Here is a 26088-nt window from a genome sequence, read left to right on the forward strand (position 1 = left end):
CTACCAGAGCGCCATAGCGATTCCGCGCGGGGGATGGCACGGCGCAGATCGCCTAGCGGGGATGGCGCTGGCGCCAGTCGGCAATGGCGGCCTGGATGTCGTTGAGGGCATACACCCGCACATACGGTGGACGGCGGCGCTTGAGGGCCACATTGCTGCCGCCAGCCCATAGCTCGGCATGGCCGCCCAGACGGTTATGCAGTTCGGCCAGACCATCGAGCGCCTGCCGGGCATTCATGGCTACCGAGAACGACAGTGCAATGATGTCGACGCGCTGGGCCTGTGCCGCTTCGACGATGTCGATCAGCGGGGTCTGTACGCCCAGCGAAATGCAGTGTGCCCCTTCGGCTACGCACATGGCTTCGGCCATCAGCAGGCCCAGCCCGTGGCGTTCCTGCGGCAGCGTGGTCAGCATGATGCGTGGTGCCCCATGGCCGTTGCCATTGGCCTGAGGCATGGCAAAGATGGCGCTGCGCATCACCACGGTCAGCGATTCCGTGTACAGATGCTCTTCGAAGGTGGCGAGGATGCCGCTGGCCCAGGCTTCGCCCACCAGCGAGGTGAGCGGAGCGACCAGATCGATCACAAAGCTTTTCAGCCCCATCATCAGCAGCGCCTGCGACAGCTTGCGGCGCAGCGCTTCCATCTGATGGCTCTTGCACAGATCGATATAGCCCTGCAGTTCGGGCGGGGTGACGCAAGTGGTCTTGACCACGGCGGCCTGACCGGTCAGCGCTTTGAGTTCGTCGACACTGTGCTGGATGATCTTGCTGGGACGGTAGCCGAGGTCGATCAGCCGCTTCACCAGTCGCAGTTTCTGCACCTGGTCCTGCGGATAGATACGCTCGCCGTTAGGATCGCGCAAAGGCTGCGGGAAGGCATAGCGGCGCTCCCACACACGCAAGGTCTCCTTGGCAACGCCGGTGTCGCGTTCCACGTCACTAATCGTGCTCAGTGCAAGTGGTGTTTTTTCTTTATTAATCATCAGGCTACAGCAGCCACTTTTTTCGATGGCCGCAAGGGTTGGCACAGGGTCCGGGTGCACAACGCGCAGGGTCACGCCGGATAACGCGACCTGCATTCTACATTCGATTTATGAACGCAAGTATGGCACGCGGCTAGCCGCTTGTCCGTTCGCGCACGCAGAAATCCCCTTGTCCACGACATGTTTGAGACAGTCAGAATGAATCATGTGATTCTGCCTGTTGTGGAAATTTTGTCATAGACAAAATATTTTTCTCAGGAAATTTTGTCGCCAGACTGATAACTGTTGTTTTTAGTTCTTACTTCTTTGATGAAATCGACCTATATCTGCACAAAAACCACATGTGCGCAATCTTTTTAACTATTAATGTTGTGAAAATGTGACAAGTAGCAATTACTTACAAATTGCTGATGCGACGCAACAGCTTGCCCGTTTGGCTGAATTTAATTGAGCGATAAAGTGTTTTTGTATGAATATAGTTGGTGTTGCGCGATATTTCTCCGTCGAAATCACCGAATTTTCTGCGGAGTTGTAAGCTTATTACCAATTAGTTGAGGCTGTTGCTGGCAGGCTCCGGTATAAAATGACATGGTTAATAGCAAATGTAGCTATTTTCACTTGGTCCGACCAGACTGACCGAGCCGCGAGGGGAGGTTGGTGTGGAGTGTAGAAATCGGGCGGAATATCCGGGCTAGTTGGCTCTAACGGCAGGAAATATTGCGATGCGGTAAAATGCTGGCGTTTTGAAATTCTGCCAAGAGTAACAAACGGCAATCTTGCCCTTGTGACTCTTGATAGACAAGCAAAGCATCAGTATAGTGCCGCCTCCGGCGCGCAAGCGCGCCGCGATAAAGCCAGCGGCGACCGTATCGGCCGCATTTAAGTGAACGCGTCACGTACCCCGCGACGCAAAGTGGCAGCTGGGGAGTTTGCCCTCACAAATACACGGCGCTTCAAGTGGCGTCGATAAGCACCGAACATGCCGTAATACTAGCTTTACCTATTTACAGCAACACAACTGAAGGAAACACGTTATGAAAAAATCCCTTATCGCCCTGGCCGTTCTGAGCGCCACCAGCGCTGCAGCCTTTGCCCAGTCGAACGTCACCATCTACGGTATCGTTGATGCCGGTCTGGTGAGCGAGCGCGGCGGCGTAGCCAACACCACTAAAGTTTCCAGCGGCGTAGGCGCAGCCTCCCGTCTGGGCTTCAAAGGTACGGAAGATCTGGGCGGTGGTCTGAGCGCTGTCTTCGTGCTGGAATCGGGCATCAAAGCTGACACCGGCGAATCCGACGTTGCTGGTTCGATCGCTAACCGTCAATCCTACGTTGGTCTGAAATCGACCACCGCTGGTACCCTGACCCTGGGTCGTCAGTACACCCCTTACTACGAGTCCGTACGTGACGTAGCTGATCCATTCGCAATGGGCTACGCTGGTACCGCTAAAAACCTGTTCGGCGTGGCTGGCAACAACACCCGTAACAGCAACGCTATCGTTTACCAGTCGCCAGTGGTTGAAGGCTTCGTGGGCGAAGTGTCGTACAGCGTTGGCGAACAAGCTGGCGATGCATCGGCTCAGCGTCAAATCGGCGGCTACGTTGGCTACGCTAACGGCCCACTGAACGTACGTGTTGCTTACAACGCACGTAACAACGACCTGCCAGCATCGAAGCTGAGCACCGACGTTGGCCACAACACCCTGATCGCCGCTAACTACGACTTCGCAGTTGTTAAAGCTTACGCTGCTTTCAGCAAAGACAAGGGCACCAACAGCTCGGCTCTGGGTAACACCGGCAACCCATTCGGCTACACCGTGGCTCCAGTCGCTTCGAAAGACAGCACCGTTGCGCTGATCGGTCTGACCGCACCAGTGGGCCCAGCCGGCACCCTGATGGCTTCGTACACCCGTAAGAACGACAAAGAAGTCGCGAACCGTGACGCTGACCAGTGGGCAGTGGGTTACTCCTACGCTCTGTCGAAACGCACCAGCACCTACGTTTCGTACGCTAAGATCCACAACAAAAACGGCGCCAGCTACACCGTTGGTAACAACGCTGAATCCGGTACCGGTGACAAAGCCTTCAACGTGGGCGTACGTCACTCGTTCTAATCTGATCTGATCAGGTAGAATCATCAACGGCTGCCTAGTGCAGCCGTTGTTCATTTCTGCGCCCGACGCCTGATCCTTATTTTTGTCGAAAGCCCCTGCCATGCTGCTGTCGCGTCGCACCCTCATTGCCAGTGCTCTGTTGCTCGCGTCGTTTGCCGTACTGGCGGCCCCCAAGCTGGCACGCAAGCCGGCTGCGCAAGTGCTGCCGCGCTACGGCATGCTGGTGTTTTCCGACCTGTGCATCAGTCCGGAGAATGGCGAATTTGGCGGCCAGCGCATTACGCTGCAACGTTTTGCCGAAGTCGATACGGTACTGTACGAATATACGGCCGGTGGCCTGAGCTGGCCCGTGGTGGCGAATGAAGTGGTGATCGATCCCCGTGGCCGGCAGTTCTATTTCACCGTGCAGCCGCCGGATGAGGAGGAGCGCACCATCCGTGGCACGCTGAGCGAGGATGGCAAAGCATTAGTGCTCGACGGTAGTTACTGCAACGACCCGAAAGTGCCCATGAAGCTGCTGCGCGTGAGCGATTTCGGCCGGCAGGCAGGTGTGTGCCGGGTCTGCCCGCCGCTGAAAAACCCTGCGCCGGCCGAGCCTGAAGGGCCTCAGCCGGACCAGCCAGCGCAACCCGCCGCGCCGGCCATACTCCCCAAGCTGGAAGCTGGCCGGACCACGGCCAGCCTGTAGTCCGCTTATTGCGCGGCCTTGGCTTTCAGTGCATTGCTGCGGATGGTTTCCAGCGTGGCGCCCGGCGTAATCAAATTGCCGTCATAACGCAGTTCGATCACGGCCGGCAGGTTCTGGCTGCGTGCAAACGCCAGCGCACGCTCCAGTGCCGGCGCAAACGCGGCCGTCGTTTCCACCACTTCACCATGGCCGCCATAGGCGGCAGCCAGTGCGGCAAAGTCAGGGTTATGTAGCTGGGTGCCCGACACGCGGCCCGGATAGTGCAGTTCCTGATGCATGCGGATGGTGCCGAACATGCCGTTGTTGAAGACAATGATGACAACACCGGCGCGGTACTGCACGGCGGTAGCCAGTTCCTGACCATTCATCATGTATTCGCCGTCACCGGCGAAAGTGATCACGGTACGATCCGGATCAATGATTTTGGCGGCCACACCGGCCGGTACGCTATAGCCCATGGCACCGCTGGTGGGGGCCAGCTGGGTGCGCATGCCGCCATAGCGGTGGAAGCGGTGCGCCCACGTGGCGTAGTTGCCGGCGCCGTTGGTGATGATGGTATCGGCCGGCGTCAGCTGATCGAGCTGCTGTACCAGCTGCCATAGATCAAGTGGCGCTTTGCCATCCTGGAAAATCGGCGGCTGCTGCTGCCATGCGGCCAGATCGGCTTTGGCGGCGGCCACGCTGTCGCGCCATGCGCTGCTATCGACGGGCGCCATGGCGGCCAGCATGCTGGCGATCTGCGGCATGCCGCTGTTGATCATCAACTGGGCCTGATACACGCTGCCCAGTTCTTCCGTGTCGGCGTGCACATGCACCAGTTGCTGGCGTGGCACGGGCGCTTCGATCAGACTGTAGCCGCCCGTGGTCATTTCGCCCAGACGTGGGCCGATGGCGATCAGCACGTCGGCTTCGCGCACGCGCGCCGCCAGTTTCGGGTTGATGCCGATGCCCACATCGCCCACATAGTTAGGGTGGGCATTGTCGAGCAGATCTTGGAAGCGGAACGCGCAGGCCACGGGCAGGTGGTTGGCTTCGGCAAAGCGCTGCAGATCGGCGCAGGCGGCCGGATTCCAGCCGCCACCGCCGAGCAGTACCAGCGGCTTTTTGGCGCCGGCCAGCAGGCTGCGCAGCTGTTCGATCTGGTTAGCGGCAGGGGCGGCTTGCACCGGCTGGTAGCAGCGCGTATCGGCCACGCTGGCGACGGCCGTCAGCATATCTTCCGGCAGGGCCAGCACTACGGGGCCGGGGCGGCCGCTGGTGGCGATCTGGAAGGCGCGGGCAATATATTCCGGCACGCGGTCGGCACGGTCGATCTGCGCCACCCACTTGGCCATCTGGCCATACATGCGGCGGTAGTCGATTTCCTGGAAGGCTTCGCGGTCGATGAAATCATTGCCCACCTGGCCGATGAACAGAATCATCGGGGTGGAATCCTGAAACGCCGTGTGCACGCCGATCGAGGCATTGGTGGCGCCGGGGCCGCGGGTGACGAAGCAGATGCCGGGCTTGCCCGTCATTTTGCCGTAGGCGTCGGCCATGAAGGCGGCGCCGCCTTCCTGCCGGTTGATGATGAAACGGATGCCGGAGTCGTGCAGGGCATCGAGTACGTCCAGATAGCTTTCGCCGGGTACGCCGAAAGCCGTGTCTACGCCGTGGATCTTCAGGGCATCGACCAGAATCTGGCCGCCAGTACGGGATGGATGGGTCATTGCTCGCCTTATAGTTCTGCGGTGGTCTGATGGGTCAGACGGGTGTCAGGATGTCAGCCATTCTACGGCGCGTGCCGCGGCGCGGCTTTTCTAATGGCGACACCAAATTTCAGATTTCTGGCACGGCGAGGGCGGACGGTGGCAGGGGGCGGGCGGCAACTGGTACAATAGCGCCCGAAGCAAGCCAGACAGCCGCTGGTCAGCGCGTAATGCCTGACGGGAGGAAGGTCCGGACTCCATAGAGCGGGGTGACGGTTAACGGCCGTCCGTTGAAAGCCTGCTGTGTCGTGCTGGTACTTGTACCGGTACGGTGCAGGGGTATAAGGCGAGGAATAGGGCCACAGAGACGAGCGTATTAAGTTACGGTGAAACGCGGTAACCTCCACCTGGTGCAATTCCAAATAGGCACGCGATGATGTGGCTCGCGGAGCGTGCGGGTAGGAAGCTTGAGCGCCGGAGTAATCCGGCGCCTAGAGGAATGGCTGTCATAGCGCAGGTTCGCCTGTGCCGTAACAAAATCCGGCCTATCGGCTTGCTTCAACTAATTTACAGTGCGCGGCTGGAGCGCCGTCGGCGTGCAGCATGGCGCCGACGGGGACGATGCCGATGAAACACTACATACTGGCCCTCGATCAGGGCACAACCAGCTCGCGCGCGATACTGTTCGATCGCGCGGGGCAGATCTGCGCTAGCGCGGCGCAGGAATTTCCCCAGCATTTCCCCCAGTCCGGTTGGGTGGAGCACGACCCCAACGAAATCTGGAATAGCCAGCTCACGGTTGCCCGCAAAGTGCTGCACGAGCATGGCGTGAGTGGCGCCCAGATCGCCGCGATTGGCATCGCCAACCAGCGCGAGACGACGCTGGTGTGGGACCGTAAAAGCGGCGAGCCGATCGCCCCCGCGATTGTGTGGCAGGATCGCCGTACGGCCGATCTGTGCCAGCAATTGCGCGCCGCCGGCAAGGCCAAGCTGATCGCCGATGCCTCGGGGCTGGAGCTGGACGCCTATTTTTCCGCCACCAAGCTGAAATGGCTGCTCGATCATGTGCCTGGTGCGCGTGAGCGGGCCAGGAAGGGCGCACTGGCCTTCGGCACCATCGATAGCTGGCTGACCTACAAGCTGACGGGCCAGCATGTGACGGATGTGAGCAATGCCTCGCGCACCATGCTGTTCAACATCCACCTGATGCGCTGGGATAGCGATCTGCTGCACCTGTTCGATATTCCCGAGCAGATGCTGCCGCAGGTGGTGTCGTCCAGCGAAGAAGTGGGCAAGACCCACGCGGCGCTGTTTGGCGCGGAAATTCCCGTGGCCGGCATCGCCGGCGATCAGCAGGCCGCCACTTTCGGGCAGGCCTGCATGACCCCCGGCATGGTGAAGAACACCTATGGCACGGGCTGTTTCATGCTGATGCATCTGGGGCGCCATCCGGTAGCTTCGCACAACCGCCTGCTGACTACCGTGGGCTGGCGCGTCGATGGCGCTACCGACTATCTGCTGGAAGGCAGCGTATTCATGGGCGGCGCCACTGTGCAGTGGCTGCGCGACGGGCTGGGCATCATCAGTCAATCGTCCGAAGTGGAAGCGCTGGCAGCCAGTGTGCCCGATAGCGGTGGTGTGTATATGGTGCCGGCTTTTGTCGGCCTCGGTGCGCCGCACTGGGATCCGTATGCACGCGGCACGCTGGTGGGGCTGAGCCGCGGCAGCAACCGTGGCCACATCGCCCGCGCCGCGCTGGAAGCCATCGCCTACCAGAGCGCCGAACTGATGGCCGCCATGCAGAAGGATGTGGTGGCAGCGCAGCGCCAGATCCCGCTGACGGAAGTGCGCGCCGATGGCGGTGCAGCCTGTAACAATATGCTGATGCAGTTCCAGGCCGATCTGCTGGGCGTGCCCGTGATCCGTCCCACCGTGACGGAAACCACGGCGCTGGGTGCGGCCTATCTGGCCGGGCTGGCGGTGGGCTACTGGGAAACACAGGAAGAAATCCGCGCCCAATGGCGCTGCGAGCGGCGCTTCGAGCCATCGATGGCGGAGCAGCGCCGGCTTGAGCTGCTGGGCCAGTGGCAGCGTGCAGTCGAGCGTTCGCGTGGCTGGGAATTGCCTGTCTGACCCCGTCCCCGTCCCAATCCCTGCCCCGCTGATCGTTAGCCACTCCGAATAGATAGCCGCCCATGTCCAGCAGCGCCACCTTCGATAGCTCCAGACCAGTCGTGATCGTCGCTGCCAGTGGTACGGGTGGCGATATGTATCCCTTCATCACGCTGGCGCGTGGCCTGCAGGCGCGCGGCCATCAGGTGCTGATGCTGGCGCCGGCCTACCATGCGGCGCTGGTAGAAGCGGCGGGGCTGCCATGCCGCGGCTTTTCCACGCCGGCGGCGTTCCAGAGCATGCTGGCTGATCCTGCGCTGTGGGACGAGCGGCGTGGCTGGGGTGTGCTGTGGAACGGGATGGTGCCGTATCTGGATGCGCTGCGCGAACTCGTGCGCCAGCTACCGGCCCAGCAGCCGTGTGTGGTGCTCAGCCATCCTATTCTGTTGCCGATGGCCGATCTGGCGCGTTCGGTGCGGCCGGATTTGCGCATCGTCGGCGCCTATCTGGCACCGTCCAATCTGTGCAGCAGCTATGACATGCTGTGTGCCGGTTCGCTAACAATGCCGCGCTGGGTGCCGCTGGGCTGGCGCCAAGGCCTGTGGAGCATGATTCACCAGCACATGATCGATCCGCTCATGCTGCCCGGCCTGAATGCGCGCCGCAGCCAGCACGGCATGGTGCCGGTGTCGCATTTCTTTGAGCACATGTTCGAGGTGCCTGACGCCTCGCTGGGATTGTTCCCTGAATGGTATGCCGCACCCCAGCCGGATTGGCCGCCGGGCATGCTCTGTAGCGGTTTCGTACAGGGTGAAACGGCCGCAGTGGCAGCGCCGCTGGCGCCTGAACTTGAGCAGTTTCTGGCAGCGGGCGCAGCGCCCGTGCTGTTCACGCCCGGTACGGGACACCAGCATGCGGCCGAATATTTTGCCGCAGCGCTGCAAGCCTTGCAGCGTCTGGGGCGGCGCGGCCTGCTGGTGACGTCGCACGCGGCGCAGTTGCCGCCAGCGCTACCGGCCAATGTCATGGCGCTGGCACAGGCACCGTTCCATGCGCTGCTGCCACGGGTAGCAGCCATCGTCCATCACGGCGGCATTGGCACCATGGCCGAGGCGCTGCGCTGTGCCACACCGCAGCTGATCGTGCCGTTCGCCTACGACCAGTTCGATAATGGCCTGCGCGCGCGTCAGCTAGGCGTGGCCGAAGTGCTGCTGGCCAAGCGCCTGTCGGCGCGCGGCTTGCAGCAGCGTCTGCAGCACCTGCTGACGGCGCCGCAAGTGGCGCAGGCCTGCCAGACGCAGGCCCATCGGCTGAGAAATAGTATTTCGATGCCAGAGCTATTGACGCAGCTTGAAATGGCCTTATTCCCGCTGGCATGAGTGCAGCCAGCAGCGCCGTAGTTTGAGCGAATGCGTTGCATAGCCTGATTGTGATGGCTATATTGATTTGATCAGGCGTCTGATTCGCGAGGGTTTGCTATGCGTAAAGTTGCGATTCTTAAAAATGGCAAGAATCAGGTGATCCGTATTCCCACGGATATGTCCTACGAGGGTATCGGCGAGCTGGAAATTAGCCGTGATGGCGACGTAATAACGCTGCGTCCGGCGCGTCCGGGGTGGCTGTCATTGGCTGGCCTGCCCAAAGCTGATGCAGATTTCATGCAGGATCGGCCAGCGATTATCAGAAATGAAGGCCGCTTTAAGCCGTGACAAGCTATATGCTCGATACCTGTATCTGTTCGTTCATCATGCGCGAACAAGCCTTGCCGGTCTTGCAGCGCTTGGCCTTTGCGGTTGCGCAGAATGACCGGATTGTAATTTCTGCCATTACCTATGCTGAAATGCGCTATGGGCAGATAGGAAAGAAAGCCAGGCCTCAGCACAAAATCCTGGTGGACGAATTCGTGCTGAGGCTCGACGCTATCATGCCCTGGGATCGGGCAGCGGTCGATGCAACGATAGAGGTGCGTACACCGCTAGGTAAGCTAGGACGACCAATCAGTGAAAACGATAGTGCGATTGCTGGGCATGCCATAGCGACCGGTAGTGTTCTGGTGACCAATAACGTGCGTGAATTTGCCCGCGTAGCTGGGCTGAATTATGAAGATTGGGCGTCCTGAAGGTGCACGTCGCCGCTCCCATTCTGCAGATTGCAGTATTCGATACCGTTCCTTAACGATGGTATGGCGCTATCTGCGGTATCATTACATGTCTTGATCTCCCCGCTAATCCCCGCCTAACTGCTTACATCCCTCCGACTCAGTGTTGCCGATTTGGCACTGTCATGTTGTCGCGCTGCAACTATGTGCAATTAATTCAGCATAGCAATTTCGCCAGAAACCCATGTGCATACGTGAAGTAGCACTTTCACTAACTGGCATAAGTGCTTAATTTGGCTGATTATTTTATTTCTATCCGGCTTCAACGAATTGCGCTAAGTCCTTAATTTCATTACTAAAATCGGTGTTTCGATTGCCTGAAACCGCTTGACCACGGATCAGCCATCCTCTAAAGTGGGCACATGTGTGGAAAAGTGTCATTTTGTGGGAAATTTCACCCGACTTAGCGGCGGGGGAGATGGAACCGAAATAGCACACTGACCACGCGCCGCTAACCCAAGTGAGGTATTCCGTGTTTCAAGGTGCGTCTGCAATCAATCTCGATGCGAAAGGCAGGATGGCTATCCCTGCCAAGTATCGTGACGCGCTTGCGATCCAGTGCGAAGGCCGCCTCACGCTCACCCGTCACCCTGATGGCTGCGTCATGTTGTTCCCCCGTCCCGTGTGGGAACAGCATCGCCAGCAAATTGCCGCCTGGCCTATGCAGGCCCGCGCATGGCAGCGCATCTTCCTTGGTTATGCCACCGACGTCGAACTCGACACGGCCGGCCGCATTCTGGTGTCGCCGGAGCTGCGCGCGGCCGTCGGCATCGATCGCGAAGTGATGATGATGGGGATGGGTTCTCATTTCGAAATCTGGGATGCCGCCAAGATGGCCGAGAAAGAGCAGCAAGCTCTGGAAGCAGGCACCCCTGATGTTCTGGCTAATTTCTCTTTCTAAGGCACTGGAATGACGATGACATCGGTGCCGGAATTTCAGCATCGTACGGTGCTGCTTAACGAAGCGGTAGACGCACTCGAACTGGCTGGCGCACGCGCCGACGGCGTGTATGTGGACGGTACGTTTGGCCGTGGTGGCCATTCGCGCCTGATCCTGTCGCGCCTCGGTGCCAGCGGCCGTCTGATCGCTTTCGATAAAGATTTGCAGGCTATCGCCACGGCGCAGCAGGTGCAGGACAGCCGCTTCACCATCGTGCACGATAGTTTCGCCACCATGCATGACGCGCTGGCTGAGCGCGGCGTTCAGGCCGTGGATGGCATTCTGCTCGATCTCGGCATCTCCTCGCCTCAGGTGGATGATGCTACACGCGGTTTCAGTTTCCGCAATGATGGTCCGCTCGACATGCGCATGGATACCACGCGTGGTCTGTCGGCGGCCGAGTGGCTCGCCACAGAATCCGAACAGACACTGGAAAAGGTGATCAGAGAATATGGGGAAGAACGGTTTGCTTTTCAGATTGCAAAGGCGATTGTTGCTCGCCGGGCAGTCGAGCCAATTTCAAGCACACGACAGCTTGCCAGCATCGTGGCAGGCGCGGTCAAGACTCGGGAAAAGGGCAAGGATCCGGCCACCCGTACTTTTCAAGCTATCCGGATTTTCATCAATAAAGAGCTTGAAGACCTCGAGACCGGACTGAATCAGGCCTGGGCTAGTCTGGCACCGGGCGGCATCATGGCCATCATCAGCTTCCATTCGCTGGAAGATCGCATGGTCAAGCGTTTCCTCGCTGCCAAGGCGAACGTCGCGCAACCCGACCGCCGTCTGCCGATCCGCGCCGTCGACCTGCCGCAGCCGGAACTCAAGCTGCTGGCCAAGATCAAACCTTCCGACGCCGAAGTGGAGGAGAACCCGCGCGCCCGTTCCGCCGTGATGCGGGTGGCACGCCGTCTGCCGGTGGCAGCGAAGGGGGCGGCATGAGCGGCAAGATCAATCTGTTCCTGACGGTGCTGCTGGTAGGCTGCGCCCTGTCGCTGGTAAACGCCCAGTATCAGGCACGCCACCTGTTTATCGAGCTGGAACGCACCCAGTCGCAGGCACGCCAGCTCGATATCGAATGGGCCCAGCTGCAGCTCGATCAGTCGACGCTGGGCAAGCACGCGCGTATCGAAGAAATCGCCCGCCGTGAACTGAATATGACGCCGCTGACGGCAGCGCGTACGCAGTACCTGACGCCGGAAGGATCGAAATGAGCCGCGGCAGCAGTCTGAACTCGTCCCGCGTGGCCGCCGCTAAAGGCGTGCCATTCTCCAAGAGCCCCGTACTGGCAGTGCGTCTGCCCGTATGGCGTTCGCGCGTGGTGCTGTTCGTACTGTTTGCCGCTTTCGCTGCACTGGCCGGCCGTGCCCTGTGGCTGCAAGGTCTGTCCACCCAGTTCCTGCAGAAGCAGGGTGAAATCCGCTATGCCCGTACCATCGACCTGCCCGCCACGCGCGGCAAGATCACTGACCGCGATGGTCAGGTGCTGGCTTCTTCGCTGCCCGTGAAAGCCATCTGGGCGATTCCGGACGATCTGCAGAATGCGCCTAAGGACAAGCTGAAAGAACTGGCCCGCCTGCTGGAAATCAGCGACTTTGAACTGCAGAAAAAACTCGATTCGGACCGTAGCTTCGTTTACCTGAAGCGTCAGGTGGAACCGGAAGTGGCCGAGCAGATCGCCAAGCTGGGTCTGGAAGGCATACAGACCCGTAAAGAATACAAGCGTTACTACCCGCAGGGCGAAGTAACCACCCACGTGGTGGGCTTCACCAATGTGGAAGACGTCGGTCAGGAATCGATGGAGCTGGCGCAGCAGAAAAATCTGGTGGGTCAGCCGGGCAGCCGTCGCGTCATCAAGGACCGTCTGGGCCGTATCGTCGAAGATATCCAGTCGGTGCGCGAACCGCATGACGGCAAGGATCTGACCCTGTCGATCGACAGCAAAATCCAGTACATCGCCTTCACGCAAGTGAAAGACGCGGTGGAGAAGTTCCACGCCAAGGCCGGTGCCGCGGTAGTGCTGGATGTGCATACGGGTGAAGTGCTGGCGCTGGCCAACTGGCCTACCTACAACCCCAATGACCGCTCCAAACTGACGGGCGAGCAGCTGCGTAACCGCGTGATGACGGACACCTTCGAACCCGGTTCGTCGCTGAAACCGTTCACTGTGGGGCTGGCGCTGGATGAAAAACGCATCACCCCGCACTCCATGTTCGATACTGGTAACGGCGCGATGGTGATTGCCGATCACGTGATTCACGATACCCACCCGCACTTCGTGATCGATGTGCAGACGATTATCCAGAAGTCCTCGAATATCGGTACTTCCAAGATCGCGCTGGGCATGCCGGCACAGGATATGTGGGAGATGTTCACCAAGGTGGGTTTCGGTCAGCAGCCCAAGTGGGGCTTCCCCGGTGCTGTGGCTGGCCGCGTGCGTCCGTATAAATCGTGGCGTCCGGTGGAGCAGGCCAATATGAGTTTCGGTCAGGGTATTTCGGTATCGCTGATCCAGCTGGCCCGTGCCTACATGATTTTCGCGCGCGATGGCGACATCATCCCGCTGTCGTTCCAGAAAGTGCACGAAGCGCCGCACGGCACGCAGGTGATCAGCCCGAAGACGGCGGCGCAGATGCGTGAAATGCTGGAAATGGTGACCCAGCCCGGCGGCTCGGCCGTCAAGGCACAAGTGCCCGGCTATCGCGTCGGTGGCAAGACCGGTACCGCCCAGAAGGTGGTCAACGGTCGCTACTCGCAGACTAAATACATTGGTAACTTCGTCGGCATGGCGCCGATGACGAATCCGCGTTTCATCATCGCCGTCATGATCGACGAACCCGGTGGTCCGGTGCACGTTGGCGGCGACGTGGCAGGCCCGGTGTTTTCCGCACTGGCAGCGAACGCGCTGCGTGCCAAGAACGTGACGCCGGATTCGACCCTCACCCATATCATCATTCCTGATAAAGCAGCACAGGAGAAAATGTGACGACTTATAACTTCGCCCCCATGGCAGACGTACAGGCCATCGCCGCGACCATCCGCAAGCTGGCGCCTTCCGCGCAACTGGCATCGGATTCGCGCCGCATCAAGCTGGGCGACGTATTCTTTGCTTTTGCAGCCGCCAGCGGTGACGCCGCCGATGGCCGCAACTTCATCGAAGGCGCGATCGAACAGGGTGCCGCCCTGATCGTACTCGACCCCGCAGGCTTCAGCTGGAACGCCAGCTGGAAGGTGCCGTACATCACGGTAGAACAACTGAAACAGCAGGCGGGCGCCATTGTGCACGCCTATTACGAGCAGCCCGATGCGGCCATGTTCACGGTGGGCGTGACTGGCACCAACGGCAAGACTTCCAGCGCCGTGTGGCTGGGTCAGGCGCTGTCGCGTGCGGGCGAACTGACTGCCGTCGTCGGCACGCTGGGCGTAGGCATGTTCCGCGCCCGTGGCGAAGTGGAATTCGAAGCCACCGGCTACACTACGCCGGACGCAGTGCTGCTGGGCCGTACGCTGGCGCAGTTGCGCGAGCAGGGCGCTGGCGCACTGGCGATCGAAGTCTCTTCGCACGCGCTCGAGCAGGGCCGTGTGGCCGGTATGCACTTCGACGTGGCATTGTTTACCAATCTCACGCGTGACCATCTCGATTACCACGGCACCATGGAAGCCTATGAAGCTGCCAAGGCACGCCTGTTCGACTGGCCGGGCCTGAAAACTGCCGTGATCAATCTGGACGACCCAGCCGGTGTGCGCCTGATGAATAGCCTGAAGGCCAAAGCGCCTCTGGGCGGTGCGATTCCGCTGATCGGCTACACCTTGCAGGACGCCGCCACTGTGCCGGATATGGCGGGCGTGCTGATGCTGCGCGCCAGCCAGCTGCGTGCAGGCCGTAGCGGTGGCACGGAATTCCATCTGGAGTGCGCACTGGGCGCGGCGGTCATCAAGACCCAGCTGGTGGGACACTTCAATATCAGCAATGCGCTCGGTGTGATGGGAGCACTGCTGGCCAAGGGTATGGGTCTGCGTGCCGCCATCGAGGCGGTGGAAGCACTGCAGGCGGCACCGGGCCGTATGCAGCAGGTGGGTGGTCAGGATGCGCCGCTGATCGTGATCGATTATGCCCATACGCCAGACGCGCTGGAAAAAACTTTGCAGGCGCTGCGCAGCGTGGCCAGCGATCGCGCCGGCCAGCTGTGGTGCGTGTTCGGTTGCGGTGGTGACCGCGATCCGGGCAAGCGTCCGCAGATGGGCAAGATTGCCCAAATCGCTGACCATGTACTGGTGACCAGTGATAATCCGCGTAGCGAAGATCCGCAAACCATCATCAGCCAGATCGTCGCCGGTATGGATCTGGCCAATCCGGCATCGACCGTGCAGCAGCAGGCTGACCGTGCGGCCGCCATCCTGTCCGCCATCAAACATGCGGCCAAGACGGATGTGATTCTGCTGGCCGGTAAAGGCCACGAGCCGTATCAGGAAATCAAGGGCAAGAAGCTGCCATTTTCCGACGCTGACCACGCCCAGCTGGCGCTGTCGGCACGTTTAACCATGATGAGGCCGAATTAATGCGCGCTGTACTCGCACAGATTCTGCCTGCACTGACGGGCGCGCAGCTGGTGAATAGCACCGGCGGCGAAGTCGCATTCAACGGTGTCTCGACCGATAGCCGCAGTGTGGCTGCCGGTTCGCTGTTTGTCGCCCTGCGTGGCGAAGTATTCGATGCACATCAGTTCTTGGCGCAAGTGGCCGAGAAGGGCGTCGCCGCCGTGGTGGTAGAGGAACTGCCGGAGGGCTGGACCCTGCCAGCAGTGGTAGTACCGGACACGCTGGTAGCACTGGGTCAGATCGCTAACTACTGGCGCAGCCAGTTCGCCATGCCCGTGATTGCGGTCACCGGCAGCAATGGCAAGACCACCGTCAAGGAAATGATCGCCTCGATTCTGGCAGCAGCCCATGGCGAAGAAGGTCGTCTGGCCACGCGCGGCAATCTGAATAATGAAATCGGTGTGCCGCTGACGCTGTTCCGCATGGAAGCCAAGCAGCAATCCGCCGTGGTGGAACTGGGCATGAACCATCCGGGCGAAATCGCCCGACTGAGCGCAATCGCGGCACCGACTATCGCCATGGTCAATAACGCGCAGCGCGAACACCAGGAATTCATGCACACGGTGGAAGCCGTGGCGCACGAGAACGGCGCCGTGCTGGCCAGTCTGCCTGCTGATGGCGTGGCGGTGTTCCCGTTCGGTGATCAGTATTCGCCTATCTGGCAGCAACTGGCTGGCAGCCGCCGCGTGCTGCGCTTTGGTCTGGACCAGGGCGCCGAAGTGCGCTGCAGCTTCCGCGCCAATGATTTCGGCAGCGAGATGTTCATCACCGTACAGGAAGGCGAGGGTGAAGCGCAGCAGTTCTTCGTCAATCTGCAGGCAGCCGGTGTGCACAACGTACTCAATGCGCTGGCTGCCGTCGCTTGCACTTATGCGGCCGGTATCGCGCTGGAGCAGATCAAATATGGTCTGGATACTTTCGCGCCGGTCAGCGGCCGACTGCAGCGCAAGACTGCCAGCAACGGCGCGCTGGTGATCGACGATAGCTATAACGCCAATCCGGATTCCGTGCGCGCCGCGATCGAAGTGCTGGCCAAAGCCGCCGCGCCGCGCGTGCTGGTACTCGGCGATATGGGCGAAGTGGGCAGCCTCGGTCGCGAGTTCCACGAAGAGATTAGCGCTTACGCGCAAATGAAAGGCATCGAACAGGTGCTGGTAACGGGCGAACTGGCCCGCCATATGCATGGCGGGGTAGTGCGTCATTTCGATCAGTTCGGCGATCTGATTGCGGCAGTCGATGCCGCCGTCACGCCACAGGCAACCGTATTAATCAAGGGCTCCCGCTTCATGAAAATGGAGCGGGTCGTGCAGCATTTGATTGGATCGCAACAAGCTAACAAGGAAACACACTAATCATGCTGCTCTGGCTCGCGCAATACTTCCAGCAGGATCTCGGACCACTCCGGGTCTTCAACTTCATTACTTTCCGCGCCGTGTTCGCCACGGCGACGGCGCTGCTGATCGGCCTGTGCGCTGGTCCCGCCGTGATCCGCAAGCTGACCGCAATGAAATACGGTCAGGCCGTGCGTACCGATGGTCCGCAGACCCACCTGAAAAAACACGGTACCCCGACCATGGGCGGCGTACTGGTGCTGATCGCCATCGGCGTTTCCACCCTGTTGTGGTGTGACCTGTCCAACCGTCTGATCTGGCCTGTGCTGGTGGTAACGCTGGGCTTTGGCGCGGTGGGCTGGGTGGATGACTATCGCAAGGTGGTGCGTCAGGACCCTGAAGGCATGCGCTCGGCAGAAAAATACTTCTGGCAGTCGCTGGTGGGCATCGCTGCTGCGCTGTATCTGGCTTTCTCCGTGTCGGCACCGAATGCCACGAAAGTATTCGAACTGTTCTACGCATGGGTGCAGTCGGGCTTCTCGATGGATCTGCCACCCAAGGCCGATCTGATCGTACCGTTCTTCAAATCGATCAGCTATCCGCTGGGCGTGTGGGGCTTCATCGCGCTGACCTATTGCGTCATCGTCGGCACCAGTAATGCGGTGAACTTCACTGACGGTCTCGATGGTCTGGCCATCATGCCGACCATTATGGTGGGTGCGGCACTGGGCTTGTTCGCCTACCTGACCGGTAGCGCCACCTATTCCAAATACCTGCTGATCCCGCATATCCCGGGCGCGGGCGAACTGATTATCTTCTGCGGCGCACTGGCCGGTGCCGGTCTGGCCTTCCTGTGGTTTAACACCCACCCTGCGCAAGTGTTCATGGGTGACGTGGGTGCGCTGGCACTGGGTGGTGCACTGGGCACCATCGCCGTGATCGTACGTCAGGAAATCGTCCTGTTCATCATGGGCGGCATCTTCGTGGCCGAAACCGTGTCCGTAATTATTCAGGTGGGCTGGTTCAAATTCACCAAGAAGCGTTACGGCGTAGGCCGTCGCGTGTTCCTGATGGCACCGCTGCACCACCACTTCGAACAAAAAGGCTGGAAAGAGACCCAGGTTGTCGTGCGCTTCTGGATTATCACGATGATGCTGGTACTGATTGGTTTGTCGACCCTGAAACTGCGCTAATGATCTACGACGGCAAAAACGCACTGGTACTCGGACTCGGTGAGTCCGGTCTGGCTATGGCACTGTGGCTGGCCCGCAGTGGCGCACGCGTGCGCGTGGCCGACACGCGCGAGTCGCCCGAGCGCCTGCCGGCGCTGCGCCTGTCGGTACCGGATGCGGAATTTGTCGCCGGCCCCTTCAGCGCCGATCTGCTGCAGGGCGTGGACTTCGTCACCGTCAGCCCCGGCTTAGCGCCTAACCGCGAACTGGCGCAAATTGCGCCGGCCGCTGCCGCTGCGAATATCCCTGTGTGGGGCGAGATCGAACTGTTTGCACAGGCGCTGGAAGCGCTCAAAGAGCAGCAGGGTTATGCGCCGAAAGTCATTGCCATTACCGGCACCAATGGCAAAACCACCGTGACCACGCTGGTGGGGCAACTGTGCGAACGCGCCGGCAAGACGGTGCGCGTAGCGGGCAATATTAGCCCTGCCGCGCTGGATGTACTGCGTCAGGTGAGCGACAGCGGCACGCTGCCGGAAGTGTGGGTGCTGGAACTGTCCAGCTTCCAGCTGCAGACCACCTTTACGCTGGAAGCCGATGCGGCCACTGTGCTCAATGTCACGCAGGACCATCTGGACTGGCATGGCGACATGGCTTCCTATGCCGCCGCCAAACACCGCATCTTCGCAGCTGACACCGTGCGCGTTCTGAACCGCGACGATGCCACTGTCATGCGCATGGCCAGCGCCACCGGCCAGAACGTCACTTTCGGCACGGATGCCCCCGTGCTGCGCGACGATCTGGGCTTGAATACGGAACGTGGCGTGCTGTGGCTGGCCACGGCCGTGCCGGTGGAAGAAGAGGGCGAACCTAAGAAACGCCGCAAGAACGATCCGCCACCGCCGCCAGTGGAATGCATGGCGAAGAATCTGATGCCGGCCGATGCGCTGCAGATCCGTGGCGTGCACAATGCCGCCAACGCGCTGGCCGCGCTGGCGCTGTGCCGCGCGATTGATCTGCCGCTGGCGCCGCTGCTGCATGGCCTGCGCGAATATCGCGGCCAGCCGCACCGCGTCGAACTGGTGTCGGCGATTCACGACGTTGAATACTACGACGACAGCAAGGGCACCAATGTGGGCGCCACCGTGGCTGCGCTGATCGGTCTGGGCAAAGCCTTCGCCGGTGCCGAGCAGCGACTGGTCGTGATCATGGGCGGCGACGGCAAAGGTCAGGATTTCGCACCGCTGGCCGATCCCGTCAGCCGTTATGTGCGTGCCGTGCTGCTGATCGGCCGCGATGCGCCGCAACTGCGCGCGGCCCTGCAGGATAGCGGCGTGCTGCTGGAAGACTGCGGCACCGATCTGCCGGCCGCCGTCAAGCGTGCTGCCGCACTGGCCCGGAGTGGCGATGCGGTGCTGCTGTCGCCCGCCTGCGCCAGCATGGACATGTTCAAGAACTACGCGCATCGCGCTCAGGTGTTCATCGACACCGTGCGCGATATCGCCCTCGACGCCGGACAGGAGCTCTAATGGCCTTCCAGATGCCGTTCCGCTTTGCTGAGAAATCGACGCCGTCGATGGACAGCCGCGCACGGCTGTCGAAAATGATGGAGTACGATCAGCCGCTGGTGTGGGTCACGCTGCTGCTGATGCTGCTCGGTATGGTGATGGTGTATTCGGCGTCCATCTCGCTGCCCGATTCGCCCAAGTTCGCCAACTATGTGCGCTGGCAGAATACCTACTTCCTGCAGCGTCAGGCCATGTTCGTGGCCGTGTCGCTGGTGGCCGCACTGTTCGTGTTCCGCATCCGCATCGCCGATCTGCAGAAGGCCGCGCCGTATCTGTTCATCGGCACACTGGTGCTGCTGGTGGCCGTGCTGATTCCCGGCCTTGGTGTAGTGGTCAACGGTGGCCGCCGCTGGCTGTCGCTGAAGGTGTTCAATGTGCAGCCGTCCGAACTGATGAAAGTGGTGATCGTGCTGTATGCCGCCGACTACACGGTGCGCAAACAGGAATACATGCACAAGCTGACCAAGGGCTTCATGCCGATGGCCGCTGCCGTGGCTTTCGTCGGTGGCCTGCTGCTGCTGGAACCTGACCTGGGCGCGTTCGGTGTGATCGTCTGCATCGCCATGGGCATTCTGTTCCTCGGCGGGATCAACCTGATCTGGTTCGGTGGCATCGGCGCGCTGCTGGCACTGATCTTCGCGTCCATCATCGCGCTGTCCAAATTCCGTCGCGAACGTTATTTCGCTTACCTCAATCCGTGGGAAGAAGACAATGCGCTCAACAAGGCTTACCAGCTGACTCACTCGCTGATCGCCTTCGGTCGCGGTGAACTGTTCGGCGTGGGGCTGGGCGGCAGCGTGGAAAAACTGCACTATCTGCCGGAAGCCCATACCGACTTCCTGCTGGCCGTGATCGGTGAAGAGCTGGGACTGGTGGGCGTGATGGTGGTGATCGCCATGTTCTACTGGCTGATCAAGCGCGCCTTCGATATCGGCCGTCAGGCCATTGCCATCGACCAGACCTTTGCCGGCCTGACGGCCAAGGGCATCGGCATCTGGATCGGTGTGCAGACCTTTATTAACATGGGTGTGAACCTTGGTCTTCTGCCGACCAAGGGGCTGACCCTGCCGCTGATGAGCTATGGCGGCACGGGTGTTGTAATTAATTGCGTCGGACTCGCGATCCTGCTCCGGATCGATTACGAGAACCGGGTTCTGATGCGAGGTGGCAGATTATGAAACGATTAATGATCATGGCGGCCGGTACCGGCGGTCATATTTTCCCCGGTCTGGCGATTGCGCACACTATGCGCGCGCGCGGCTGGGAAGTTAGCTGGCTCGGTACGCAGACTGGCATGGAACAGGAACTGGTGCCCAAGCAGGGCGTGGCGATGGACAGCATTAACTTTACCGGCATGCGCGGTAAGGGCTGGAAGCACACGCTGGGCGGCGCCTTCAAGATGGTGCAGGCGTTTGCCGACTGCTTCCGCTTCGTCGGCCAGCGCAAGCCGGACGTGGTGCTGGGCATGGGCGGCTATGTCACCGTGCCGGGCGGCCTGATGGCGCGCCTGCGCGGTGTACCGCTGGTGCTGGTGAATGCCGACGCGGCGCTGCTGCTGTCGAATAAAACGCTGGTGCCGTTCGCCCAGCGCGTGTGCTTCGGCTTCCCTGCCAACTTCGGCAATGCTGCCAGCAAAGCTGTCGTCAGCGGTAATCCCGTGCGCAAGGAAATCCTTGAAATGGCCTTGCCGGTACAGCGTTTTGCCGGCCGTGAAGGTCCGCTGCGCATCCTCGTGGTAGGCGGCAGTCTGGGTGCCAAGGCGCTCAATGACAGCCTGCCGGCAGCGCTGGCGCTGATCCCTGAAGATCAGCGTCCGCTGGTCACGCATCAGTCGGGCAAGAAGAATATCGATGCGCTGCGCGCCGCCTATGCACAGGCTGGCGTGAGCGCCAACGTGGTGGACTTCATCGACGATATGGCCGGCGCCTACAGCGCGGCCGATCTGGTGATCTGCCGTGCCGGTGCCATCACCGTATCGGAACTGACGGCGGCCGGTGTGGCCAGTGTGCTGGTGCCGCTGGTGGCATCGACCACCAGCCACCAGCGCGACAACGCGCAGTGGATGGCAGCACAGAAGGCGGCGATCCATCTGCCGCAGACAGAATTGAGCGCCCGCAGCATGGCTGCGCTGCTGGAGTCCCTGACCCGCAGCGCCTGCCTTGAAATGGCAACGGCCGCACTGGGCGCAGGCAAACGCGATGCGAATGACGCGATCGCTCAGGTATTGGAACAACTGACATGAAGCATAAAGTACAAAATATTCACTTCGTCGGCATCGGCGGCAGCGGCATGAGCGGCATCGCCGAAGTGCTGCTCACGCTGGGCTACACGGTATCGGGCTCCGACCTTGGCAGCAACGCTGTAACCCAGCGGCTGGCCGACATGGGCGCCACCGTGCATCAGGGGCACGCGGCGGAAAACATTGGCGCAGCCGATGCGGTGGTCACTTCGACTGCCGTTCAGCAGGATAATCCGGAAGTGGTAGCGGCACGCAGCCGCAAGATTCCTATCGTGCCCCGTGCCGTGATGCTGGGTGAGCTGATGCGCCTCAAGCGCGGCATCGCCATCGCCGGTACGCACGGCAAAACCACCACCACCAGTCTGGTGGCTTCCGTGCTGGCACAGGGCGGGCTTGATCCGACCTTCGTGATCGGCGGCCGCCTGACGGCGGCGGGCGCCAACGCCAAACTGGGTACGGGCGACTATCTGGTAGCGGAAGCTGACGAATCCGATGCCTCGTTCCTGAATCTGTCGCCGATGATCGAAGTGATCACCAATATCGACGCCGATCACATGGAAACCTACGAGCACGATTTCGAAAAACTCAAGCAGGCTTTCGTGCAGTTCACCCACCGTCTGCCATTCTATGGCCGTGCCATGCTGTGTATCGATGATCCGCATGTGCGCGCCATCATTCCGCACGTGACCAAGCCGGTCACCACCTACGGCTTCCACCAAGAAGCCGAAGTGCGCGCCGTGAATGCGCGCGCGGTGGGCGTGCAGATGCATTTCACCGTGCTGCAGGAAGGCTATCCCGATCTGGACGTGGTGCTGAACCAGCCCGGCCTGCACAATGTGCAGAATGCCTGCTCGGCGGTAGCGATTGCGCGCGAAATCGGGATCGAAGACCAGCATACGCAGGCCGGTCTGGCCGGTTTTGCCGGTGTGGGCCGTCGCTTCACCCGCTATGGCGACATCGCCATTCCTGACGGTGGCAGCTTCGCGCTGGTGGATGATTTCGGTCACCATCCGGTCGAAACGGAAGTGACGCTGGCGGCTGCCCGCGCTGCCTTCCCTGGCCGCCGTCTGGTGCTGGCGTTCCAGCCGCACCGTTACACCCGTACGCGTGACCTGTTTGAAGATTTCGTCAAAGTGCTGGGCCATGCCGATGTGCTGGTGCTGGCCGAAGTATATGCCGCCGGTGAAGCCCCGATTGTGGCTGCCGATGGCCGCTCGCTGGCGCATGCGCTGCGGGCACGCGGTAAAACCGAACCGATTTTTGTTGAGGCGATCGGCGATATGCCGGAAACCATCATGGGCGTGGTGCGCGACGGCGACGTCGTACTCACCATGGGCGCAGGCTCGATCAGCGGCGTCCCAGCCAAACTGACTAACTATACGAAGGTCTGAACGTGAATCAAGCAATTGCAACTGAAGTTAAGCCTGAAGCATACGGCAAGGTGGGCGTGCTGTTCGGCGGCCGTTCCGCCGAGCGCGAAGTGTCCATTATGTCCGGCACCGGCGTGGCCAAGGCGCTGCAGAGCAAGGGCATCGATGCCCACCTGTTCGATACGGGCGAGCGCTCGCTGGCCGAACTGGCCGCCGAAAAATTCGACCGCGTGTTCATCGCGCTGCATGGCCGCTACGGCGAAGACGGCAGTCTGCAGGGCGCGTTGGAGCTGCTGGGTATTCCTTACACCGGCAGTGGCGTGATGGCTAGCGCGGTCGGCATGGACAAGATCACCACCAAGATCGTCTGGCTGGCAGCTGGTCTGCCAACCCCGCGCTATGCGGTGCTGAACGTGCAGTCCGATCTGGCTGGCGTATGCGCCGAGCTGGGTCTGCCGCTGATCGTCAAACCACCGCATGAAGGTTCGACTATCGGCATTACCAAGGTCAGCGAAGCCGGCGCACTGAAAGCGGCCTATGACGTGGCCGCAGCGCTGGACGATGCCGTGCTGGCGGAAGAATTTATTACTGGCCGCGAGTTCACCGTGGCGGTGCTGGGCGCCGGTGCCGCAGCGCGCGCGCTTCCAGTGGTGGAAATCGTCGCACCGCAGGGCAATTACGATTACCAGAACAAGTACTTCAGCGACGACACCCAGTACTTCTGCCCGGCGCAGCTGTCGGCAGAACTGACGGCCGAGATGCAGCGCATCGCGGTGGAAGCCTACCGTGCGCTCGGTTGCGAAGGCTGGGGACGGGTTGATGTACTGCTGCGCGAACGCGACCAGAAGCCTTTCCTGCTGGAGGTGAATACCTCGCCCGGCATGACGGGGCACTCGCTGGTGCCGATGGCGGCGCGCGCGCTGGGCATTAGCTATGAAGATCTGTGTGTCGAGATTCTGGCCAGCGCACGCTTGAAGATGAAGGGTTAAGTAGCAGGATGTGGCAAGACGTAAAGGCATTGAATGCAACTTCGAGCACGCTGTTCGTGCTGACGCTGTTGGCATGCATAGCCTCCGGAGTGTGGTGGGTGTCGCAGCGGCCGATGTTCAATCTGCGCACCATCCGGGTTGAGACGATAGGTGAGGACGAGTTACGGCATGTGAACAATCTGACTCTGCGCAACAACGTGCTGGGCAAGATCAAGGGGAATTTTTTCACCACCGATCTCGATGCAGTGCGTCAGGCCTTCGAGTCGGTGCCTTGGGTACGTCGTGCCACCATCCGGCGCGAATGGCCGGACCAGCTGATTGTGGCGCTGGAAGAGCATGAAGCGCTGGGCACGTGGGGTGAAGATGGGCGGCTGCTGTCGGTGAAGGGCGATATCTTCACTGCCAATCTGGCCGAAGCAGAAGAGGATCATGTGCTGCCGGAGTTCGATGGACCGGATGGCAGCGAGAAGGAAGTACTGTCGCGTTATAGCGAGTTGCGCAAGTGGTTCGCGCCGCTCAAGCTGGTGCCGGAAGCGCTGTCGTTATCGAGCCGGTATGCGTGGACGGTGCGGCTGAATAACGGCATGAGTGTGGCGCTGGGACGGGAACAGAGCAGCACCACGCTAAAGGAAAGGGTAGACCGGCTGACGGGCATTTATCCGCAACTGGTAACGCATCTGCAAAACATCGAGACCATCGATATGCGTTATCAGAACGGACTGGCGCTCAGTGCCAAAGGCTTGAAGATACCGGCCGAAGGCGCCAAGCCCAAGCCTGTGGTGGCAGCACACTAGGTAGTAGGCAGTAGCGAACAAGAAGACAGAACACGTTGTTAAGACTAACCACAAAACATAGCAGCATCAGCGGGTAAGAGAGTAGGTTAAAAGACATGACTAAAGACGCGAAAAACCTGATCGTCGGCCTCGACATCGGCACCTCGAAAGTGGTGGCCGTGGTGGCCGAGGTAATGGCCGACGGGCGCCACGAAGTGATCGGGCTGGGTCAGCATGAATCGCGGGGCCTGAAAAAAGGCGTGGTGGTCAACATCGAGGCGACGGTGGAATCGATCCAGCGCGCGCTGGAAGAAGCCGAACTGATGGCCGACTGCAAGATCCGCAATGTGTATGCAGGCATTGCGGGCAGCCATATCCGCAGCTTCAATTCGAGCGGGATGGTGGCCATCAAGGACAAGGAAGTCACGGCGACCGACGTGGCGCGCGTGATCGAAACCGCCAAAGCCGTCAATATCTCCACCGACCAGCAGTTGCTGCATACGGTGCCGCAGGAATTCATCGTCGACAATCAGGAAGACGTGCGCGAGCCGATCGGCATGAGCGGCATCCGGCTGGAAGTTAAAGTGCACATCGTCACGGGCGCCGTGTCGGCCGTGCAGAACATCGTCAAATGCGTGCGCCGCTGCGGTCTGGAAGTATCCGATCTGATCCTGCAACCGATGGCTTCGGCCGATGCAGTGCTGACGGCCGATGAAAAAGAACTGGGCGTGGTGCTGATCGATATCGGTGGTGGTACCACCGACGTGGCCGTGTTCTCCGATGGCGCGATCCGTCATACCGCCGTGCTGCCGATTGCCGGTGACCAGATCACCAGCGACATCGCCATGGCGCTACGCACCCCGACCGCGGAAGCAGAGGAAATCAAGATCCGCTACGGCGTCGGCAAGCAGGTGCTGGCTGATCCGGGCGAAACGCTGGAAGTGCCGGGCCTCGGTGACCGTTCGCCGCGCACGCTGTCGCGTCAGGCGCTGGCCGCCGTGATCGAGCCGCGCGTGGAAGAGCTGTTCGCCATGGTGCACACGCTGGTGCGCGAATCCGGTTACGAAGGCGTGCTGTCGTCGGGCATTGTGCTGACGGGCGGTAGCTCCATCATGCCGGGCATGGTGGAAATGGCAGAAGACATTTTCCTCAAACCGGCGCGTCTGGGTACGCCCGACTACCGTGGCCAGCTGGCCGACGTGGTACGCAGCCCCCGTTACGCCACCGTGCTGGGTCTGTTGATGGAAGCGAAAAAGCAGTATCTGCGCGGGCATATCGTCACGCGTCAGGATGGTTCGGTTAAAGCAGTCTGGCAGCGCATGAAGGAATGGTTCCTGGGTAATTTCTGACGTAATTTTTGCAGTAACT

Annotated in this window: 22 protein-coding genes and 1 other RNA gene; 21 read left to right on the forward strand and 2 right to left on the reverse strand. The window is 60.6% G+C overall.

Going from position 1 to position 26088, the window contains the following annotated elements; genetic code table 11:
- Nucleotides 1–52 precede the first annotated feature (52 nt).
- Nucleotides 53–937 carry a MerR family transcriptional regulator gene (locus ABNT42_RS18020; RefSeq protein WP_348699264.1) on the reverse strand — a complete coding sequence of 295 codons (885 nt, stop codon included), beginning with the start codon at nucleotides 935–937 and terminating at the stop codon, nucleotides 53–55.
- 1082 nt (nucleotides 938–2019) lie between these two features.
- On the opposite strand from ABNT42_RS18020, the gene ABNT42_RS18025 reads away from it, so the two are divergent.
- Together ABNT42_RS18025 and ABNT42_RS18030 are read left to right on the forward strand one after the other, a co-directional pair.
- The gene (locus tag ABNT42_RS18025) at nucleotides 2020–3096 is read left to right on the forward strand and encodes a porin (RefSeq protein WP_348699265.1); all 1077 of its coding nucleotides are present in this window, start codon (nucleotides 2020–2022) and stop codon (nucleotides 3094–3096) included.
- A gap of 82 nt (nucleotides 3097–3178) precedes the next feature.
- On the forward strand, nucleotides 3179–3784 hold the full coding sequence (locus ABNT42_RS18030; RefSeq protein WP_348699267.1) for a hypothetical protein: 606 nt from the start codon (nucleotides 3179–3181) through the stop codon (nucleotides 3782–3784).
- Between the two features lie 5 nt (nucleotides 3785–3789).
- Here the strand turns inward: ABNT42_RS18030 and ABNT42_RS18035 are convergent, their stop codons facing one another.
- The gene (locus ABNT42_RS18035; RefSeq protein WP_348699269.1) at nucleotides 3790–5493 is read right to left on the reverse strand and encodes a thiamine pyrophosphate-binding protein; all 1704 of its coding nucleotides are present in this window, start codon (nucleotides 5491–5493) and stop codon (nucleotides 3790–3792) included.
- Between the two features lie 176 nt (nucleotides 5494–5669).
- Between ABNT42_RS18035 and rnpB the strand changes: the two genes are divergently transcribed.
- The 19 genes from rnpB to ftsA all read left to right on the forward strand — a co-directional run bounded on the left by rnpB (nucleotide 5670) and on the right by ftsA (nucleotide 26069).
- Nucleotides 5670–6036: RNase P RNA component class A (gene rnpB / locus ABNT42_RS18040), an RNA gene on the forward strand.
- A 63-nt stretch (nucleotides 6037–6099) separates the two neighbouring features.
- Nucleotides 6100–7605: a glycerol kinase GlpK gene (glpK, locus tag ABNT42_RS18045; RefSeq protein ID WP_348699271.1), complete on the forward strand. Its 1506-nt coding sequence runs from the start codon at nucleotides 6100–6102 to the stop codon at nucleotides 7603–7605.
- Nucleotides 7606–7667: 62 nt separating this feature from the next.
- Nucleotides 7668–8963, forward strand: coding sequence for a glycosyltransferase (locus ABNT42_RS18050; RefSeq protein WP_348699273.1), 1296 nt, complete (start codon nucleotides 7668–7670; stop codon nucleotides 8961–8963).
- Between the two features lie 99 nt (nucleotides 8964–9062).
- Nucleotides 9063–9293 (forward strand): type II toxin-antitoxin system VapB family antitoxin, encoded by a 231-nt coding sequence (vapB, locus tag ABNT42_RS18055; RefSeq protein WP_348699276.1) that lies wholly within the window; start codon nucleotides 9063–9065, stop codon nucleotides 9291–9293.
- Nucleotides 9294–9301: 8 nt separating this feature from the next.
- The gene (locus tag ABNT42_RS18060) at nucleotides 9302–9703 is read left to right on the forward strand and encodes a type II toxin-antitoxin system VapC family toxin (protein WP_348699278.1); all 402 of its coding nucleotides are present in this window, start codon (nucleotides 9302–9304) and stop codon (nucleotides 9701–9703) included.
- Nucleotides 9704–10214: 511 nt separating this feature from the next.
- The gene (gene mraZ, locus ABNT42_RS18065; protein WP_161036408.1) at nucleotides 10215–10643 is read left to right on the forward strand and encodes a division/cell wall cluster transcriptional repressor MraZ; all 429 of its coding nucleotides are present in this window, start codon (nucleotides 10215–10217) and stop codon (nucleotides 10641–10643) included.
- A gap of 9 nt (nucleotides 10644–10652) precedes the next feature.
- Nucleotides 10653–11621 (forward strand): 16S rRNA (cytosine(1402)-N(4))-methyltransferase RsmH, encoded by a 969-nt coding sequence (rsmH, locus tag ABNT42_RS18070; protein ID WP_348699280.1) that lies wholly within the window; start codon nucleotides 10653–10655, stop codon nucleotides 11619–11621.
- On the forward strand, nucleotides 11618–11893 hold the full coding sequence (gene ftsL, locus ABNT42_RS18075) for a cell division protein FtsL (protein ID WP_348699282.1): 276 nt from the start codon (nucleotides 11618–11620) through the stop codon (nucleotides 11891–11893). Before rsmH ends, ftsL begins: the two co-directional genes overlap by 4 nt.
- Nucleotides 11890–13665 (forward strand): penicillin-binding protein 2, encoded by a 1776-nt coding sequence (locus ABNT42_RS18080; RefSeq protein WP_348699284.1) that lies wholly within the window; start codon nucleotides 11890–11892, stop codon nucleotides 13663–13665. Before ftsL ends, ABNT42_RS18080 begins: the two co-directional genes overlap by 4 nt.
- A gap of 20 nt (nucleotides 13666–13685) precedes the next feature.
- Nucleotides 13686–15239 carry a UDP-N-acetylmuramoyl-L-alanyl-D-glutamate--2,6-diaminopimelate ligase gene (locus ABNT42_RS18085; protein WP_348700118.1) on the forward strand — a complete coding sequence of 518 codons (1554 nt, stop codon included), beginning with the start codon at nucleotides 13686–13688 and terminating at the stop codon, nucleotides 15237–15239.
- Nucleotides 15239–16630 carry a UDP-N-acetylmuramoyl-tripeptide--D-alanyl-D-alanine ligase gene (gene murF / locus ABNT42_RS18090; RefSeq protein WP_348699286.1) on the forward strand — a complete coding sequence of 464 codons (1392 nt, stop codon included), beginning with the start codon at nucleotides 15239–15241 and terminating at the stop codon, nucleotides 16628–16630. The genes ABNT42_RS18085 and murF overlap by 1 nt, the downstream gene beginning before the upstream one ends.
- A gap of 2 nt (nucleotides 16631–16632) precedes the next feature.
- The gene (gene mraY / locus ABNT42_RS18095) at nucleotides 16633–17802 is read left to right on the forward strand and encodes a phospho-N-acetylmuramoyl-pentapeptide-transferase (protein WP_348699289.1); all 1170 of its coding nucleotides are present in this window, start codon (nucleotides 16633–16635) and stop codon (nucleotides 17800–17802) included.
- Nucleotides 17802–19310 (forward strand): UDP-N-acetylmuramoyl-L-alanine--D-glutamate ligase, encoded by a 1509-nt coding sequence (gene murD, locus ABNT42_RS18100; RefSeq protein WP_348699290.1) that lies wholly within the window; start codon nucleotides 17802–17804, stop codon nucleotides 19308–19310. The genes mraY and murD overlap by 1 nt, the downstream gene beginning before the upstream one ends.
- A gap of 47 nt (nucleotides 19311–19357) precedes the next feature.
- Entirely contained in the window at nucleotides 19358–20527 is a 1170-nt protein-coding gene (gene ftsW / locus ABNT42_RS18105; protein WP_348700120.1) for a putative lipid II flippase FtsW, read from the forward strand.
- Nucleotides 20524–21591 (forward strand): undecaprenyldiphospho-muramoylpentapeptide beta-N-acetylglucosaminyltransferase, encoded by a 1068-nt coding sequence (gene murG, locus ABNT42_RS18110; RefSeq protein ID WP_348699292.1) that lies wholly within the window; start codon nucleotides 20524–20526, stop codon nucleotides 21589–21591. The genes ftsW and murG overlap by 4 nt, the downstream gene beginning before the upstream one ends.
- Entirely contained in the window at nucleotides 21588–22979 is a 1392-nt protein-coding gene (murC, locus tag ABNT42_RS18115) for a UDP-N-acetylmuramate--L-alanine ligase (protein ID WP_348699293.1), read from the forward strand. Before murG ends, murC begins: the two co-directional genes overlap by 4 nt.
- Before the next feature lie 2 nt (nucleotides 22980–22981).
- On the forward strand, nucleotides 22982–23947 hold the full coding sequence (locus ABNT42_RS18120; RefSeq protein ID WP_348699295.1) for a D-alanine--D-alanine ligase: 966 nt from the start codon (nucleotides 22982–22984) through the stop codon (nucleotides 23945–23947).
- An 8-nt stretch (nucleotides 23948–23955) separates the two neighbouring features.
- Nucleotides 23956–24741, forward strand: coding sequence for a cell division protein FtsQ/DivIB (locus tag ABNT42_RS18125; protein ID WP_348699296.1), 786 nt, complete (start codon nucleotides 23956–23958; stop codon nucleotides 24739–24741).
- Nucleotides 24742–24836: 95 nt separating this feature from the next.
- A complete protein-coding gene (ftsA, locus tag ABNT42_RS18130; protein ID WP_155434370.1) occupies nucleotides 24837–26069 on the forward strand; it encodes a cell division protein FtsA in 1233 nt (410 codons plus the stop codon).
- The last annotated feature ends 19 nt before the right edge of the window (nucleotides 26070–26088 follow it).

The organism is Duganella fentianensis, from assembly GCF_964031615.1.
Lineage (GTDB): Bacteria > Pseudomonadota > Gammaproteobacteria > Burkholderiales > Burkholderiaceae_D > Rugamonas > Rugamonas fentianensis_A.

What these genes read in the sequence shown, in the direction of transcription:
- ftsL (WP_348699282.1), top strand. Translation starts at nt 11,618, where the DNA reads ATGAGCGGCAAGATCAATCTGTTCCTGACGGTGCTGCTGGTAGGCTGC.
- murF (WP_348699286.1), top strand. Translation starts at nt 15,239, where the DNA reads ATGCGCGCTGTACTCGCACAGATTCTGCCTGCACTGACGGGCGCGCAG.
- vapB (WP_348699276.1), top strand. Translation starts at nt 9,063, where the DNA reads ATGCGTAAAGTTGCGATTCTTAAAAATGGCAAGAATCAGGTGATCCGT.
- ABNT42_RS18085 (WP_348700118.1), top strand. Translation starts at nt 13,686, where the DNA reads ATGGCAGACGTACAGGCCATCGCCGCGACCATCCGCAAGCTGGCGCCT.
- ABNT42_RS18035 (WP_348699269.1), bottom strand. Translation starts at nt 5,493, where the DNA reads ATGACCCATCCATCCCGTACTGGCGGCCAGATTCTGGTCGATGCCCTG.
- ABNT42_RS18025 (WP_348699265.1), top strand. Translation starts at nt 2,020, where the DNA reads ATGAAAAAATCCCTTATCGCCCTGGCCGTTCTGAGCGCCACCAGCGCT.
- murG (WP_348699292.1), top strand. Translation starts at nt 20,524, where the DNA reads ATGAAACGATTAATGATCATGGCGGCCGGTACCGGCGGTCATATTTTC.
- murD (WP_348699290.1), top strand. Translation starts at nt 17,802, where the DNA reads ATGATCTACGACGGCAAAAACGCACTGGTACTCGGACTCGGTGAGTCC.
- ABNT42_RS18050 (WP_348699273.1), top strand. Translation starts at nt 7,668, where the DNA reads ATGTCCAGCAGCGCCACCTTCGATAGCTCCAGACCAGTCGTGATCGTC.
- ftsW (WP_348700120.1), top strand. Translation starts at nt 19,358, where the DNA reads ATGGACAGCCGCGCACGGCTGTCGAAAATGATGGAGTACGATCAGCCG.
- murC (WP_348699293.1), top strand. Translation starts at nt 21,588, where the DNA reads ATGAAGCATAAAGTACAAAATATTCACTTCGTCGGCATCGGCGGCAGC.
- ftsA (WP_155434370.1), top strand. Translation starts at nt 24,837, where the DNA reads ATGACTAAAGACGCGAAAAACCTGATCGTCGGCCTCGACATCGGCACC.
- ABNT42_RS18080 (WP_348699284.1), top strand. Translation starts at nt 11,890, where the DNA reads ATGAGCCGCGGCAGCAGTCTGAACTCGTCCCGCGTGGCCGCCGCTAAA.
- glpK (WP_348699271.1), top strand. Translation starts at nt 6,100, where the DNA reads ATGAAACACTACATACTGGCCCTCGATCAGGGCACAACCAGCTCGCGC.
- ABNT42_RS18125 (WP_348699296.1), top strand. Translation starts at nt 23,956, where the DNA reads ATGTGGCAAGACGTAAAGGCATTGAATGCAACTTCGAGCACGCTGTTC.
- rsmH (WP_348699280.1), top strand. Translation starts at nt 10,653, where the DNA reads ATGACGATGACATCGGTGCCGGAATTTCAGCATCGTACGGTGCTGCTT.
- mraY (WP_348699289.1), top strand. Translation starts at nt 16,633, where the DNA reads ATGCTGCTCTGGCTCGCGCAATACTTCCAGCAGGATCTCGGACCACTC.
- ABNT42_RS18060 (WP_348699278.1), top strand. Translation starts at nt 9,302, where the DNA reads ATGCTCGATACCTGTATCTGTTCGTTCATCATGCGCGAACAAGCCTTG.